Here is a 15,207-nt window from a genome sequence, read left to right on the forward strand (position 1 = left end):
CCGACGGGTCGCCGTGGCAGGGCGGCATCAGCCGCGTGCACCAGGCGTACGGCCGCGCCTTCCAGCTGCCGCACACGACGGCGCACAACGAGTCGTGCGCGAACATCGGCCTGATCCTGTGGGGTGAGCGGATGCTGGCGCTCACCGCAGACGCCGCCTACGCCGACGTCATCGAGCAGGTCGCCTTCAACAGCCTGCTGTCGAGCATCAGCCTCGCCGGTTCGGAGTACTTCTACACGAACCCGCTGCGCCAGGTGCGCGACCTCCCCTACGCGCTCCGCCGCCCGGGCGACACCGCGCTGCACCCCGTGCCCGCGCCGCCGCCCTCGGATGAGCGTCTGCGCGAGCCGTACCTCAGCTGCTTCTGCTGCCCACCCAACATCGCGCGCACTCTCGCGCGGTTCCACGAGCGCGCCGCCTCGCTCGGCGACGACGGTCTGTACGTCCACCTGTACGGCGGCAGCAGCATCGACGTGACCGACGACGCCGGCCGTCGCCTCGCCCTGCGCGAGGACGGCGGGTATCCGTGGGGCGAGACGGTCGCCTGGACGGTGACGGATGCCGCGGCCGGAGGCATCCCCCTCCACCTGCGCATCCCCGGCTGGTCCTCGGGGGCGGCACTCACGGTGAACGGCGAGGCCGTGCCCGCGTCGGAGCCGGGGACGTACGCGGTCATCGACCGCGAGTGGCAGCAGGGCGATGTGGTCGAGCTGACGCTGCCGATGCCCGTGCGCGTGCTGCGTGCCCACCGCCTGGCCGAAGAGGCGACGAACCAGGTCGCGGTCCGCCGGGGCCCCGTCGTGTACTGCGTCGAGAGCGCGGACCTTCCCGAGGGCGTCGCTCTGGAGCAGGTGGCCCTGCGACGCGGCGCGGTGTTCACGCCGGCCGATACGGAGGTCGCCGGGCACCGCGTCGTCGCGCTCGAGACCGACGCGGTCGTGCTGCCGGGGTCCGACGAGGACGAGCTGTACGACGACGTGGACGACGCGCCGCTGGCGGCGGCATCCATCCGTCTCATCCCGTACTTCGCGTGGGGCAACCGCGGGGCGGGCGAGATGTCGGTGTGGCTCCCCCTGGTCTGGTGACGCGCATGTCTGATCAGCACGTCATCGCCACGTACATCATCGAGACCTCGCTGCCGCTGCAGCGCGCCGCCGAGGTGCTCGCGGGTGAGCAGTCGACCGGCACGTTCGTGCGGGTCGAGCGCGAGTCCGACGACCTGCGCGCACGCTTCGCCGCCCAGGTGGAGTCGATCGACGAGATCCCGCTCACGGGGGCGTCGCCGCTTCCGGGCTCGGTCGGGGATCCCGCGCTGCGTCGCCGGGCCCGCCTGCGCCTGCGCTTTCCGCTCGACAACTTCGGGCCGTCGCTGCCGAACCTGCTCGCGGCCGTCGCGGGCAACCTGTTCGAGATCAAGGAGCTCGCGGCGATCCGCCTGGTGGATCTGGAGCTGCCGCCCGCGTTCGCGGAGCGCTACCCGGGCCCCGGCTTCGGCGTCGAGGGCACCCGCCGCCTCGTCGGCCGCCCGGACGGCGCCATGATCGGCACGATCGTCAAGCCGAGCATCGGCCTGTCGCCCGCTGACCTCGCCGAGGTGGTCTCGCAGCTCGCCGAGGCGGGCATCGACTTCATCAAGGACGACGAGCTGCAGGGCAACGGCCCGTCCGCCCCGCTCGCCGAGCGCGTCGCCGCTGTCATGCCGGTGCTCGAGCGCTACGCCGACCGCCACGGCCGCAAGCCGATGTACGCGTTCAACATCACCGACGACATCGGCCGGCTGGAGGCCAACCACGATCTCGTCGTCGCGGCCGGCGGCACGTGCGTCATGGCCTGCGTGAACCTCATCGGCCTGCCGGGGCTGGAGTTCCTGCGCCGTCACAGCACCGTGCCGATCCACGGGCACCGGGCGATGTTCGGCTCGTTCGGCCGCTCCGAGCAGGTCGGGATAGGGTTCCGGGCGTGGCAGAAGCTCGCGCGCCTGGCCGGTGCCGACCACCTGCACACGAACGGCATCAGCAACAAGTTCTACGAGACGGACGATCAGGTGCTCGACTCCATCGCCGCGGTCCGCGAGCCGCTGCTGGGCCTCACCCCCACGGTGCCGGTGCTGTCGTCGGGCCAGTGGGGCGGCCTCGCGCACGCGACCTATGCCGCGGTGGGCACGACGGACCTGCTGGTGCTCGCGGGGGGCGGCATCCACGGTCATCCGGACGGCGCCGCAGCCGGCGTCGCGAGCATGCGCGACGCGTGGGCGTCCGCGGCGCGCGGTGAGAGCGCCGACGACGCGTTCGCGACCTCGCCCGCGCTGCGCCGTGCCGCGGAGCTGTTCGGGCCGGTCCGTGTCTGACACCCGCCGGCCCGTCCTGTTCTACGGCGACGACTTCACCGGCAGCGTCGACGCGCTGCTGCAGTTCGCCCGCCGCGGGTGGACGGGCCGCCTGTTCACGGGGCTTCCGGATGCCGGCGGCCCGGGCTCCCCGGATGCGCTGTCCCGCGCGGCCGCCGAGGTCGACGTGGTCGGGGTGGCCGGGATCTCGCGCTCGCTCGCACCGGACGACATGGACACCGAGCTGCGCCCGGTCTTCGCCGCCTTCGCCGCCCTCGACCCGGCGCTCGTGCAGTACAAGGCGTGCTCGACGGCCGACTCCGCTGCGCACGTCGGAAGCCTCGGACGCGTCGTCGAGCTCGCCCGCGAGGCGTTCGGCGAGCGCCCGGTGCCGATGCTGTTCGCGCAGCCGGACTTCGGCCGCTACACCGTGTTCGGCCAGCACTTCGCCGCCGAGCAGGGCGTGGTGTATCGCCTCGACCGGCAGCCCACGATGTCGCGGCATCCCTCGACGCCGATGACCGAGGCCGACCTCGCACGTCACGTCGGGCGGCAGACGGCGCTTCCGATCGGCGCGATCCCGCTGCTGTCCTACGACGGACTCGCCGAGCTGCTGCGGTCGTCGCCCGACGCCGCGGTCGTGCTCGACGCGCTGACCGATGAGCATCTCGTCGCCGTCGGCCACGCCCTCGGCGCACTGCCGTCGCCCGTCTTCGCGATCGGCTCCGGCGGTCTCTCGCACGGCGTCGCGGCGGCCTCCCCCGGCGATGCGCCCGCGCTCCCCACCACGTCGTCCGTCCCGGGTCCGGTGCTCGCCGTGTCGGGCAGCCGCTCGGCCCAGACCAGAAGACAGGTGGATGCCGCGGCCGCCGCCGGCTGGTTCGTCCGGGCCCTTCCGCTCGAGGCCGGCGCCCGCGAGGCGACGGCGAACGAGGTGCTCGGCGCGCTGAGGTCCGGGCACAGCGTGGCGCTGACGTCCGACGACGCCGATGTCGGCGCCGCAGGCGGACGTCCGCTGCTGCCGGCGATCGCAGAGGCCGCGGCATCCCTCGTCTCGACCGTCGCCCGCGACGGCGCCGCGCGACGGGTCATCGTGTGCGGCGGCGACACGTCCAGCCGCGTCACGCGACTGCTCGGCGTCGAGGCACTGTCGATCGCCGCCAACCCGTGGGGCAACGTGGTGCTCCTGCGCGCGCATGCCGCCGATCCCGCGATCGACGGCATCGAGCTGCTGCTCAAGGGCGGGCAGGTCGGCGCCGACTCGCTGTTCACCGACGTCGCCGCCCTCGGCCGCTGAGGCAGCTCCGCCGCTCGCTCTCCCTGCCCGCCGGCCCCCCGACAGGTCAACCGCGCCTGCGCAGGAGGAATGCGCGCGAGACGTCCTGCGCAAGCGCGGTTGACCTGTTGAGACCCGCAGCTCCGGGTAGGGTCTCGTGGGGTGAGCCGCTTCTCCGTCGTCCCCTCGTCGTACGTGTATCTCCGCCGCGGGTCGGCCGTGCTGCTGCAGCTGCGGCAGAACACCGGGTACATGGACGGATGCTGGGCGGCCGGCGCCGCCGGCCACGTCGAGCTCGGCGAGACCGCCGCGGCGGCCGCGGCACGCGAGGCCCGGGAGGAGCTCGGCCTCACGCTCGACCCCGCCGCGCTGTCGGCGATCGCCGTGATGCAGCGCACCGACGGCACCGACGACCCGATCGAGCAGCGGGTCGACTGGTTCTTCGCGTGCGACGCATGGGACGGCAACCCGCGGATCCTCGAGCCCCGCAAGTGCGCGGAGCTCGCCTGGTTCGACCTCGACGCCCTCCCCGAGCGGATGCCGGAGTACGAGCGCACCGCCCTGCAGGCCCTGCGCGCAGGGGGTTCGGCCACACTGCTGGACGTGGGCTTCTGACGGTCGCACGATCGGATCGGGCACGGATAGTCGGGTGAGGCCGGCCGGGAACGACGAGCCTTGAGGGCGAAGGGAGACACGTGATCGCGACGCTCAACCAACTGGTCGACGAGGTCGAGGCCCATCTGGACGACGACCTCGACCTCGCCGGGTTCGCCCGCCGCGCAGGCACCACGGAGTACCACCTCCGCCGGATGTTCTCGTCGCTGGCGGGGATGCCGCTGTCGGAGTACCTCCGCCGGCGGCGCATGACCGTCGCCGCGGCGGACGTCCTCGGCGACGACGACCTGCTGAGCATCGCGGTGCGCTACGGGTACGGCTCGACAGAGGCGTTCGCCCGGGCGTTCCGCGCGGTCCACGGCGCCGGTCCGGGCGACGTGCGCCGTGACGGCGGCTCCCTTCGCACCCAACCCCAGCTCAGGTTCCGCCTGACCGTCGAAGGAAGCCACACCATGGACACCCGCATCACCGAGCGACCCGCGTTCCGCCTCATCGGCCACTCCACGCGCGTCCCCCTCATCCACGAGGGCGTCAACCCGCACATCCAGGCGCACATCGCGTCGCTGCCGCCCGAGGAGCACGCCCGGCTCAAGCAGCTGAGCAGCACCGAGCCCGCCGGCCTGCTGCAGGTGTCGGCCGACGTCGACCCCGACTACGCCGAGGGCTCGCTGCTGACCTACCTGCACGGCGTGGCCGTCGCCGAGGGCACCCCGGTGCCCGACGACCTCGACGTGATCGAGGTCGCTGCCGGCACCTGGGCGGTCTTCCGCACCAGCGGGGACTACCCGTCCGCGCTGCAGCAGACGTGGGCGGCCACCGCCACCGACTGGTTCCCCTCGAACCCGTGGCGGCTGCGCCCCGGCCCGTCGATCGTGGCCGTCCTGGATCGGTCCGCCGACTTCACGACCGCGACCTGCGAGCTGTGGCTGCCGGTGGAGCGGGGCTGAACCGGAGGGCGCGCGACACCGCGCGCCCTCCGTCAGCGTGCCTCGAGCCGCACGCTCCACGAGGTGCGCACGCGCGGGATGCGGTACTGCTCGGGCAGCGCAGGACCCACCGACGCCGAGCCCAGCCCCTGCTGGGCGTGGTCGAGGTTCAGCCACACGCGACCCGAGTCCGCGAGCTCGTGCGGCTTGGCCGCACGCGCGAGGTCGTGCGACGTCCACCGGCGCGCCGTGAAGTCGAACTCGGGACGCCCGTCGACCCGCAGCGACGGCATCCCCGCGCCCGTGATCTCGAGCCACCGCGTCTGCACGTGGTTGCCGTTCTCCTGCGGCACCGGATAGGGCACCTGCAGGTCGTCGATGGACGCCGCGAACCGGCCGACCCGCGAGCCCTCGAACGAATCGACATAGGTCTCGCCCGGTCCTCGCCCGAACCACGTCACGCGCTCGGCCGCGCCCGGCAGAGCGAACAGCAGTCCGAGCCGTGGCACGAGGATGTCGCGCTGCAGATAGGGGGTGTCGCGCCAGGGACCCACGAAGTCCGCATCCGCCTCGAGCACGAGCCCGTCGCCGTCGGCGATCCACGACATGGTCCAGGCGACGCCGTGCGGGTGGGTGCGCGGCGCGGTGCGGCCCCGCACCGTCAGCCGGCCCGGACCGGCGGACACCTCGTCCACGCGATGCAGCAGGCGATCGAGCATGGTCTTGTGCCACACCGAGGCGAGATCGTTGAGCGAGCCCTGGCCATGGTCGTTCTCGGTGGGCGCGCGGTACAGGTCCAGGGTCGGCCCGTCGAGCTCGAGGTCGCCGAGCCGCACGAGGCGTCCCGTGGCGGCGTCGAATGTGCCCGCTCCGAGCAGCACCACCTCGCGTGCGACCGCGGCTGAGAAGGCGAACCGCGGCGCGGCGACGCCCGCGGCCTCCGCCGCATCGGGCAGCGGCCGGTCCGCACGGTCCACCCGCTGCGCCCAGGCCACGACGTGCCCGGCCGGTGCCCACGCGGCATCCGCCGCGAGCGCGGCCTCGACCGTCAGCACGACCTCGGAGCGGCCGGATGCCGCAGCCCCGGCATCCTCGTCGGCCCCTGCCGTCGCGAGTGCCCGGACCGCGGCATCCGGGATCGCGATGTCGGCCGACTCCCCCGCGGGCACGGCGGGCACCACCAGCTCGCCCGCCGCCACCGGAAGGCCGTCGGCCTCGACCGACCAGCCGAACACGAGGTCGGACGTGTCGATCGCGTGCCGGTCGTTGGCGATGCGCACCGACGTGTCGTCCACCGTGATCAGCACCGGCTCGTGCGCCTTGGTCAGCTCGACGAGGCCCGGGGTGGGCGTGCGGTCGCTGAACACGAGCCCGTGCAGGCTGAAGCGGCCGCCGCGCGGCTCATCGTCCACGTCGTCGCCGTGCATCACGACGCGCACGCCGTCGGCCGTCTCGGCGTGGAACCCGTGGTCGATCCACTCCCACACGAACGCGCCGCACAGCCGGTCGTGCGCGCGGATGATGCGCCAGTAGTCCTGCAGCGACCCGGGGCCGTTGCCCATGGCGTGCGCGTACTCGACGAGCAGGAACGGCAGTCCGCGGCGGCGGCGGTCGTCGGCGTCCGAAATGCCGTCGGGCGCGTCCGCATCGCCGTCGAAGACCATGCCGTGCATGCTCAGCCGCCCGCCGCGCGGCTCCTCGCGGCGGCCGATCTGCTCCAGCAGCTCCAGCGACGGGTACATCAGCGAGTAGAAGTCCGAGTCGCGGTACCGCGGATCGCGCTCGTACAGCACGGCGCGCGACGGGTCGCGGTCGTCGAGCCAGCGCCGCATGTCGGTGAAGCCGTCGCCGGTCATGCTCTCGTTCGCGAGCGACCACACCACGACGCTCGGCCGGTTCTTGTGGGGCTCGACGGTGCGTCGCAGGCGGTCCATGATGGCGTCGCGCCACTCCGGCAGCGCCGGCGGATTGTGCTGCCAGCCCTCGTAGATGAACCCGTGGGTCTCGAGGTCGACCTCGACCACCACCCAGAGGCCGTACTCGTCGCACAGCCGCAGGAAGTCGGGATGCGGCGGGTAGTGGCTCGTGCGGACGGCGTCGATGTTCGCACGCTTCATCATCACGATGTCGCGGACCATCGTCTCGCGATCGAGCGTGCGGCCGGTGTCGGGATGATGCTCGTGCCGGTTGACGCCCCGGAAGGTGACCGCGCGGCCGTTGACGGTGAACACCCCGTCGACGATCTCGACGCGGCGGAACCCGACGGCCAGCTCCACGGTCTCGGCCGGCGTCCGCACCGTCCCCCGGTACAGCCGGGGGCTGTCGGCGCTCCACGGCTCGACGGCCACGGTGACCGCCTCGCCGGGCGCCACGCGGATGCCGAGCTCGGGCAGCTCGACGACGGTCTCGTGGATGCCGGCGGCCGCGGCATCCCGTCCCGACAGTGTGACGTCCACCCGGAGGGTGCCGAGGCCTGTCACGGAGTCATAGTCCGCGTGGACGAAGTGGTCGTCGATGCCGCCCTCCGGACGCGCCAGGAGCTCGACGTCGCGGAAGATGCCGGGGAGCCACCACATGTCCTGGTCTTCGAGGTACGTCCCTGCCGACCAGCGGTGCACGCGCACGCACAGCACGTTCCGCCCCGTGCGCACGGGGGCGTCGAACTCGACCGGCAGTCGGCTGCCCGTCGACCAGCCGAGCTCCTCGCCGTTGAGCCACACCCTGGCGCACGAGTCGACGCCCTGGAACCGCAGCACCGCGGGACCGAAGCCGTCGGGCACCTCGAACACCAGCCGGTAGTCGCCGGTGGGATTCTCCGTCGACACGCGGGGCGCGTCGAGCGGGATCGGGTAGGCCGTGTTCGTGTACAGCGGTCCCTCGGCCGTGCCGAGCATGCGCCGCGCGGGGCCTCCGTCCAGCGGCGTGAAGGGCTCCAGCACCCAGTGCGACGGCACGGGCATCGGATCCCAGCCGGTGTCGTCGAAGTCGTCGGCGAGGAACGCCGGTCCGGTGCCGGCCGCGGTCGCAGACAGGCGGAAGCGCCACACGCCGTTGAGGCTCTGCACCCGTGCATCGGTCAGCGCGTCCGCACGGGGCCGGCGTCGGCCGGCGCCCGGTGCCGTGCTCTCCCAGTACGGGTCATCGGACTCGGACGGCGTCGGCGCCTGCGAAACTCGGCTAGTCTGCATATCCATAGCAGTGTGCATATCCATTCTTGATTGAATGCGATGGCAGTCTAGCTCAGCGAGGAGTCCCCGTGACAAGCACCCTGGCACCGGCCGTCGTCCCCGAGGCCGTCGCCGGCACGGTCCGCGACCGGTCGCGCGTCAGGACGCGGGCGATCGACCGCGTCGCGTATGCGAGCGACGCCTCGCACTTCCTGCTCACCCCGCAGGCCGTGATCGTCGCCGCCGACGCGGCGGAGGTCGGCGCCCTCATGCGCGCCGCCGGCGACAGCGGGACGCGGCTGACCTTCCGCTCAGGCGGCACGAGCCTGTCGGGTCAGGCGTCCACCGACGGCATCCTCGTCGACGTCCGGCAGCGGTTCCGCCGCATCGACGTCGAGGACGAGGGCAGGCGCGTGCGCGTCCAGCCCGGTGCGACCGTCCGGCAGGTCAACGCGCGCCTGGCCCGCCACGGCCATCGCCTCGGCCCCGATCCGGCCAGTGAGATCGCCTGCACGATCGGCGGGGTCGTCAACAACAACTCCAGCGGCATGGCCTGCGGCATCACCGAGAACACCTACCGGACGCTCGAGTCGCTCGTCTTCGTGCTGCCGTCGGGCACCGTCGTGGACTCGGGCGCACCCGACGCGGACGCCGCGCTGCAGGCGGCCGAGCCCGGACTGGTCGCGCGGCTGATGCGTCTGCGGGAGCGCGTCGTGTCGAATCCGCGATCGGTCGAGATCATCCGCCGGCAGTTCGCGATGAAGAACACGATGGGCTACGCCGTCAACGCGTTCCTGGACTTCGACACTCCGGCGCAGCTGCTCGCGCACCTCATCGTCGGCAGCGAAGGCACCTTGGCGTTCGTCGCCGAGGCGACCTATCGCACGGTGCCGGTCCTCCCGCGCATCTCGACGGCGCTCGCCGTGCTCCCCGACCTCGAGGCCGCCACCCGTGCGCTCCCCGAGCTGGTCGCGACGGGTGCGGCGACGCTGGAGCTGATGGATGCCGCCTCCCTGCGCGTCGGGCAGTCGCTGGCCGGCGCACCCCGGCAGATCCAGGGGCTTCAGGTGCGCGACCAGGCGGCCCTGCTCGTGGAGTATCACGCGCACACCGACGAGGAGCTCGCAGACCTCGTCGCGCGCGGGGCGCACACCCTCGCCACCCGGTCTCTCGAGGCACCGCCGCTGTTCAGCGCCGACGCCGCGGAGCGTGCCGTCGCGTGGAAGCTGCGCAAGGGCCTCTACGCGTCGGTCGCCGGCGCCCGCCCGAGCGGCACCACCGCGCTCCTGGAGGACGTCGTCGTGCCGGTCGAACGCCTGGCCGCGACCTGCGCGAGCCTGCAGACGCTGTTCGAGCGTCACGGCTACGGCGACAGCGTCATCTTCGGGCATGCCAAGGACGGCAACATCCACTTCATGCTGACGGACCGGTTCGAGTCCACCGCCCAGCTCGCGCGGTACTCGGCGTTCACCGAGGACATGGTCGACCTCGTGCTGAGCGCGGGCGGCAACCTCAAGGCCGAGCACGGCACCGGTCGCGTCATGGCCCCCTACGTCGCCCGCCAGTACGGGGACGAGCTCGCCGACGTCATGCGCGAGCTCAAGGGGCTGTGCGACCCGCACGGCATCCTCAACCCCGGCGTGATCGTCGACGACGATGCGGACGCACACCTCAAGAACATCAAGCTCGCCGACCCGATCGAGGTCGAGGCCGACCGCTGCGTCGAGTGCGGCTATTGCGAGCCGGTGTGCCCGAGCCGCGACCTGACCCTCACGCCGCGTCAGCGGATCGTCACGCGCCGGGCGATCGCGCGGGCCGAGGCATCCGGCGATCGAGAGCTCGTCGGCGAGCTGGAACGCGACTACGACTACGCGGGCATCGACACGTGCGCCGTCGACGGCATGTGCGTCACCGCGTGCCCCGTGCTGATCAACACGGGCACGCTCGTCAAGCGCCTGCGCCGCGAAGAGGCGGGCGCCGCCGCGAGCGCCGCCTGGAAGGGCGCTGCGGGCGCGTGGGGTGCGGCGACCCGCGTCGCGAGCCTGGGGCTGACGGTGGCGGACCGGATGCCGGCGGCCGTGGTCACCGCGGCGACCGACGTCGGCCGGGCGGTCCTCGGCGCGGACGCCGTGCCCAGGTACAGCGGCGACCTGCCGCGCGGCGGTCGCTCGCGGTCCCGGCTCGGCGCCGAGGTCGGAGCGGGCGATGCCACGCCCGTGGCCGTCTTCCTGCCGGCGTGCGTGGGGACCATGTTCGGCCCGGCCGCCGACGCGAGCGGGCGACCGGGGATCGGCGTCACCGAGGCCTTCCGCCGCCTCGCCGAGCGCGCCGGCGTGCGGCTCATCGTGCCCGACGGGGTCGACGCGCTGTGCTGCAGCACACCGTGGACCTCGAAGGGGTACGCGGGCGGACGCGCGGCGATGTCGCAGCGCGTGGTCGCGGCGCTGGCCGAGGCCTCGCGGGGTGGGGAGCTCGCCGTCGTGAGCGATGCGTCGTCGTGCACCGAGGGCTTCGCGCATCTGCTGGCCGACGCCGGCGTGACCACGCCCGTCGAGGACGCGGTCGCCTTCGCCGAGCGCGTGCTGCTGCCGCGGCTCGGCGCGATCGCGCCCGTCGCGGGAACGCTCGCGCTGCATCCGACGTGCTCATCCACGCAGCTCGGGCTCGACCCGGCGCTGCAGCGCGTCGCCTCCGTGGTCGCCCAGGACGTCGTCGTGCCCGACGCATGGGGCTGCTGCGGCTTCGCCGGCGACCGCGGGATGCTGCATCCCGAGCTCACCGCGGCGGCGACGGCGCCCGAGGCGGCGGAGGTGCGGTCACTCGGCGCCGACGCGCACGCATCGTGCAACCGCACGTGCGAGCTCGGCATGACCCGCGCGACGGGCGCGGACTACCGTCATGTGCTCGAGCTGCTGGAGGAGGCGACCCGCCCGGCCTAGCCGACCGGTGCCGTCGACTCGCGCACCACCAGCTCAGGCTGGAAGCGCACGGTGCGCTCGTGCTGCCCCTCGGGCTCTTCGAGCTCCTTGAGCAGCAGGTCCACGGCCGTGTAGCCGATCAGGTGCGCCGGCTGGCGGATGGAGCTGAGCGGCACGACGGTCGCCGATGCGAAGTCGATGTCGTCGTAGCCGATGAGCGCGATGTCGCGCGGCACCTGCACGTCCGACATGAGCGAGAACGCCTGGAGCGCACCCACCGCGAGCAGGTCGTTCGCCGCGAAGACGGCATCCGGCCGCTCTCCGGGAGCACGCACCCGCAGCCGCTCCCCCGCCTCGCGGCCCTGCAGCACCGACAGCGCCGCCATCTCGATCATTTCGAGCGTGGCGCCCTCGACCTCGGCCACGGCGCGTCGCGCCCCCTCGAGGCGGTCGGCGACCTGACGGATCGAGCGGGGCCCGCCGATGTACGCGATGCGCCGCCGCCCCGTCGAAAGCAGGTGCGACACGGCGAGGTACCCGCCCTCGACGTCGTCGACCGACACCGAGGCGAGCGCGGTGGCGGCGTCCTCGTGATCGACGAGGATCACCGGGACTCCGGCGTTCTGCAGCCGGGCGAGGGCGGCGAGATCGCCGTCGACGGGCGTCACCAGCACCCCGTTGACCCGCTGCTCGCGGAACAGCTCGAGATACGCGTCCTCACGATCGGAGCGTTCGTCGCTGTTGCCCAGCAGCACGCTCATGCCCGACTCGGCCGCGCGATCCTCGGCGCCGCGCGCGACCTCGGCGAAGAACGGGTTGCCCGAGTCGAGCACGATGAGGGCGATGCTGCGGCTGCGGCCCGCCCGCAGCTGGCGGGCGGCGTCGTTGCGCACGAACCCGAGCTCCTCGATCGCCTGCGTGACGCGCTCGACCGTCGCCGGCGACACCTTCTCGGGCCGGTTGAGCACGTTCGACACCGTCCCGACCGACACGGATGCCGCCGCCGCGACATCCCGCACGCTCACCACCATGACACCCCCAGGGTTTGTTTCCGCTGTCCGCGAGTGTAGGGCACCGGGCCGCCCGGGCAAGCGGTGTCCCGCCTGCCCGGGCGGCGCTCAGGCATCCGCCGCCACCGTCGCATCCGACTCCCTGCCGCTCGACAGATCCGCCAGCCGCTCGGCGATCGCCTGCTGCACGTCGGGGCCCGCGAACATGAACAGCGCCTCGCCGAGCTCACGACCGTCCGACCAGCGCGTGGTGGTGCGGAACGCGTGCGCGGCGTCGGGATCCGCCGCCTCCAGCACGGTGGCGATCGCCTGGTAGGCCTCGAGGTCGTCGATGACGGCGGCCAGGGTGGAGTCCAGGCCGATGGCGGACGTGGATGCCGGCGGTGCGGCATCCACCGTCTCCCACTCGTGCGAACCCGAGCCGACCTCGAACGACCGCCCGTCGGGCAGCACGACGACGGCCGTCGTGTTGGGCGGCACCGTCGCGGTGACGCGCAACGCCTCGCCGGCGCGGGACCAGCCGGACCGGGCCGGTCCGTACGGGGTGAGGTGCTCCGCCGACGCCGAGTCGAAACCGGCGAGCGGGCGAGGCTCGATGCGCAGGCGCGCGTACCCCGGCGCGTCGGGCGCGAGGCCCGCGACCACCCGGTGCAGCCAGTCGCCGATCGCACCCAGCGCGTAGTGGTTGAACGACGTCATCTCGCCGGGGTTGATGGTGCCGTCGGGCAGCATCGAGTCCCAGCGCTCCCAGATCGTGGTCGCACCCATCGTCACCGGGTACAGCCAGGACGGGTTCTCGGTCTGCACCAGCAGGCGCCGTGCCGTCTCGAGGTGGCCCGTCCGCGTGAGGGCGTCCTGGATGATCGGCGTGCCGACGAAGCCGGTCCCGATGCGGTAGCCCGACAGGCGCGTCAGCTCGGCGAGCCGTGCCCCCAGGGCGTCGTGCTGGGACTCCGGGGCGACGTCGAACATGATCGCGAGGGCGTAGGCCGTCTGCGCGTCCGACATCATGCGGCCCGCGGGCGTCACATACTCGGCGAGGAACGCCTGGCGCACCTCCTCGGCGATCACCGCGTACTCCTCGGCCGCGGCGTCCCTCCCGAGCAGGGCCGCCGCGCGCGCCACCGCCTCGACCGAGCGGAACAGGTACGCGGACGCGACGATGTCGGCATCGGTCTTGGCCTTGGCCGCCTGCTCCGGCGGGGCGTCGGGGTCGAGCCAGTCGCCGAACTGGAACATGCCCTCCCACAGCCGCCGCGGGCCGGCGAGGTCGATGAGCGCATCGGCCCACGCCTTCATGCTGTCGTACTGACGCGCCACGGTCGACACATCGGCGTAGCGCTCGTGCAGCACCCAGGGGACGATGGTGGCCGCGTCGCCCCACGCGGCCGCCGGGCGCGCGGCGCCGAGCACGTTGGGCACCACGAACGGCACGACGCCGTCGACCTGCTCGAGCGCGAGGTCTCGCAGCCACGAGTCGAGGAATCCGCGGACGTCGTAGAGGAAGGACGCCGTCGGCGCGAACACCTGGATGTCACCGGTCCAGCCGAGGCGCTCGTCGCGCTGCGGGCAGTCCGTCGGCAGATACAGGAAGTTGCCGCGAAGGCCCCACACGATGTTCTCGTGCAGCTGGTTCACGACCGGGTCGGATGCCTCGAACCAGCCGGTGCGCTCCATGTCGCTGTGGATCACCACCGCCGTCACGGCGGCCGGGTCGAGCTCGCCGGGCCAGCCGTCGATCTGGGCGTAGCGGAAGCCGTGGAAGGTGAACTCGGGCTCCCACTCCTCCACACCGTCGCCCGACAGGGTGTACCGGTCCGTGGCAGCGGCCGCGCGCAGCGGACGCGTGCCCAGTTCGCCGTGCTCCAGCACCTCGGCGTGACGGAGCGTCAGCACCGTGCCGGCCGGTCCCGCCACGCGCACCCGCAGGCGTCCGACGAGGTTCTGGCCGAAGTCCAGCACCGTGTGTCCGGACGGCGTCTCGATCACCTCGCGCACGGTCAGCTCGTCGAGCCGCCGCACGAACGGCGACACACGGGCCTCGGGGGTGTGGACGGGCTCCTGCTCGGCCGCCGGCATCCAATCCGAGGCGTCGTACCCGGCCTCCGAGAAGCCACGGCCGTCCGCGTCGACGAGTGCGAGGCGTGCGTCGTGGTCCTCGCCGGCATACAGCCCGCTGGCGGTGATCGGACCGGTGGACGCCTGCCACGACGCATCCGTCAGGACCCACTCGCTCGTGCCGTCGTCGTACTCGATCAGCAGCTGGGCGGCGAACCGCGGCTGGGCGGCGTAGAGCGGGCGGGCGTTGTCGCGGAAGCCGTAGCTCTCAGTCGCCCACGCCCCCGCCAGCCGGACGCCGATGGCGTTGCGCCCCGGCGCCAGGAGCGCGGTGACATCGGTCGTCTCGTGGATGAGACGCCGCGGGTACGGGGTCCAGCCCGGCTTCATCACCTGGTCGTCGACGTCCACACCGCCGAGCGCGGCCTGGTACACGCCCACCGCCGTCGCGTACAGCGTCGCCCGGGCCACCGCCCCGGTGACGTCGAACTCGCTGCGCAGGTACGCCGGCTGCGCGGTCCCGACGGGCGACGGGAGCCCGATGGCCGCGGCGCGCCACTCCCCGTCACCGAGGAAGCCGGCGACGACACGGCGGGGCGCGCTCCACTCGCCGGTGGCGCCGTCCTGGCCGGTCACCCGCACGCGCAGCGACACCTCCTCTCGCGGCGCCAGCGGCGGGAACGGCCAGGCGATGCGCGTCGAGGCACGGCCTTCGACGCGATGGGTCCAGATCTCGCCGGCGCGGGTGAGCTCCACCTCGGCCGACGCCTGCAGCCAGTCGGCGGCATCCGTCGCCGTGCGCCAGCCGATCTCGGGCGCCGGCGACGCGACGACGTCGCTGCCGTGCGGGGCGTCCGTGGTGATGTGCGGAACGGTGGTCATGGGCACTCCTTCGTGCGATCTGCGTGCGT

At 73.1% G+C, this 15,207-nt stretch carries 9 protein-coding genes; 6 read left to right on the forward strand and 3 right to left on the reverse strand.

Annotated elements, in window-relative coordinates:
- The 5 genes from FB391_RS14965 to FB391_RS14985 all read left to right on the forward strand — a co-directional run.
- Nucleotides 1-1,085: glycoside hydrolase family 127 protein (locus tag FB391_RS14965; protein ID WP_185843125.1), on the forward strand; the 1,085-nt coding region annotated here is incomplete at its 5' end.
- A 5-nt stretch (nucleotides 1,086-1,090) separates the two neighbouring features.
- Nucleotides 1,091-2,347: a RuBisCO large subunit C-terminal-like domain-containing protein gene (locus FB391_RS14970; protein ID WP_141895689.1), complete on the forward strand. Its 1,257-nt coding sequence runs from the start codon at nucleotides 1,091-1,093 to the stop codon at nucleotides 2,345-2,347.
- The gene (locus FB391_RS14975; protein WP_141895691.1) at nucleotides 2,340-3,623 is read left to right on the forward strand and encodes a four-carbon acid sugar kinase family protein; all 1,284 of its coding nucleotides are present in this window, start codon (nucleotides 2,340-2,342) and stop codon (nucleotides 3,621-3,623) included. The genes FB391_RS14970 and FB391_RS14975 overlap by 8 nt, the downstream gene beginning before the upstream one ends.
- 141 nt (nucleotides 3,624-3,764) lie before the next feature.
- Nucleotides 3,765-4,217 carry an NUDIX domain-containing protein gene (locus FB391_RS14980; RefSeq protein ID WP_141895692.1) on the forward strand — a complete coding sequence of 151 codons (453 nt, stop codon included), beginning with the start codon at nucleotides 3,765-3,767 and terminating at the stop codon, nucleotides 4,215-4,217.
- 80 nt (nucleotides 4,218-4,297) lie between these two features.
- Nucleotides 4,298-5,164: an AraC family transcriptional regulator gene (locus tag FB391_RS14985; protein WP_141895694.1), complete on the forward strand. Its 867-nt coding sequence runs from the start codon at nucleotides 4,298-4,300 to the stop codon at nucleotides 5,162-5,164.
- A 32-nt stretch (nucleotides 5,165-5,196) separates the two neighbouring features.
- Here the strand turns inward: FB391_RS14985 and FB391_RS14990 are convergent, their stop codons facing one another.
- A complete protein-coding gene (locus FB391_RS14990) occupies nucleotides 5,197-8,337 on the reverse strand; it encodes a glycoside hydrolase family 2 TIM barrel-domain containing protein (RefSeq protein WP_141895696.1) in 3,141 nt (1,046 codons plus the stop codon).
- Nucleotides 8,338-8,399: 62 nt separating this feature from the next.
- Between FB391_RS14990 and FB391_RS14995 the strand changes: the two genes are divergently transcribed.
- Entirely contained in the window at nucleotides 8,400-11,249 is a 2,850-nt protein-coding gene (locus FB391_RS14995; RefSeq protein WP_141895698.1) for an FAD-binding and (Fe-S)-binding domain-containing protein, read from the forward strand.
- Here the strand turns inward: FB391_RS14995 and FB391_RS15000 are convergent.
- Both FB391_RS15000 and FB391_RS15005 read right to left on the reverse strand, forming a co-directional pair.
- Entirely contained in the window at nucleotides 11,246-12,259 is a 1,014-nt protein-coding gene (locus FB391_RS15000) for a LacI family DNA-binding transcriptional regulator (RefSeq protein WP_141895700.1), read from the reverse strand. The genes FB391_RS14995 and FB391_RS15000 overlap by 4 nt on opposite strands.
- Before the next feature lie 87 nt (nucleotides 12,260-12,346).
- Nucleotides 12,347-15,178: an alpha-L-rhamnosidase gene (locus FB391_RS15005; RefSeq protein WP_141895701.1), complete on the reverse strand. Its 2,832-nt coding sequence runs from the start codon at nucleotides 15,176-15,178 to the stop codon at nucleotides 12,347-12,349.
- Nucleotides 15,179-15,207 lie beyond the last annotated feature (29 nt).

Source organism: Microbacterium kyungheense (genome assembly GCF_006783905.1).
Lineage (GTDB): Bacteria > Actinomycetota > Actinomycetes > Actinomycetales > Microbacteriaceae > Microbacterium > Microbacterium kyungheense.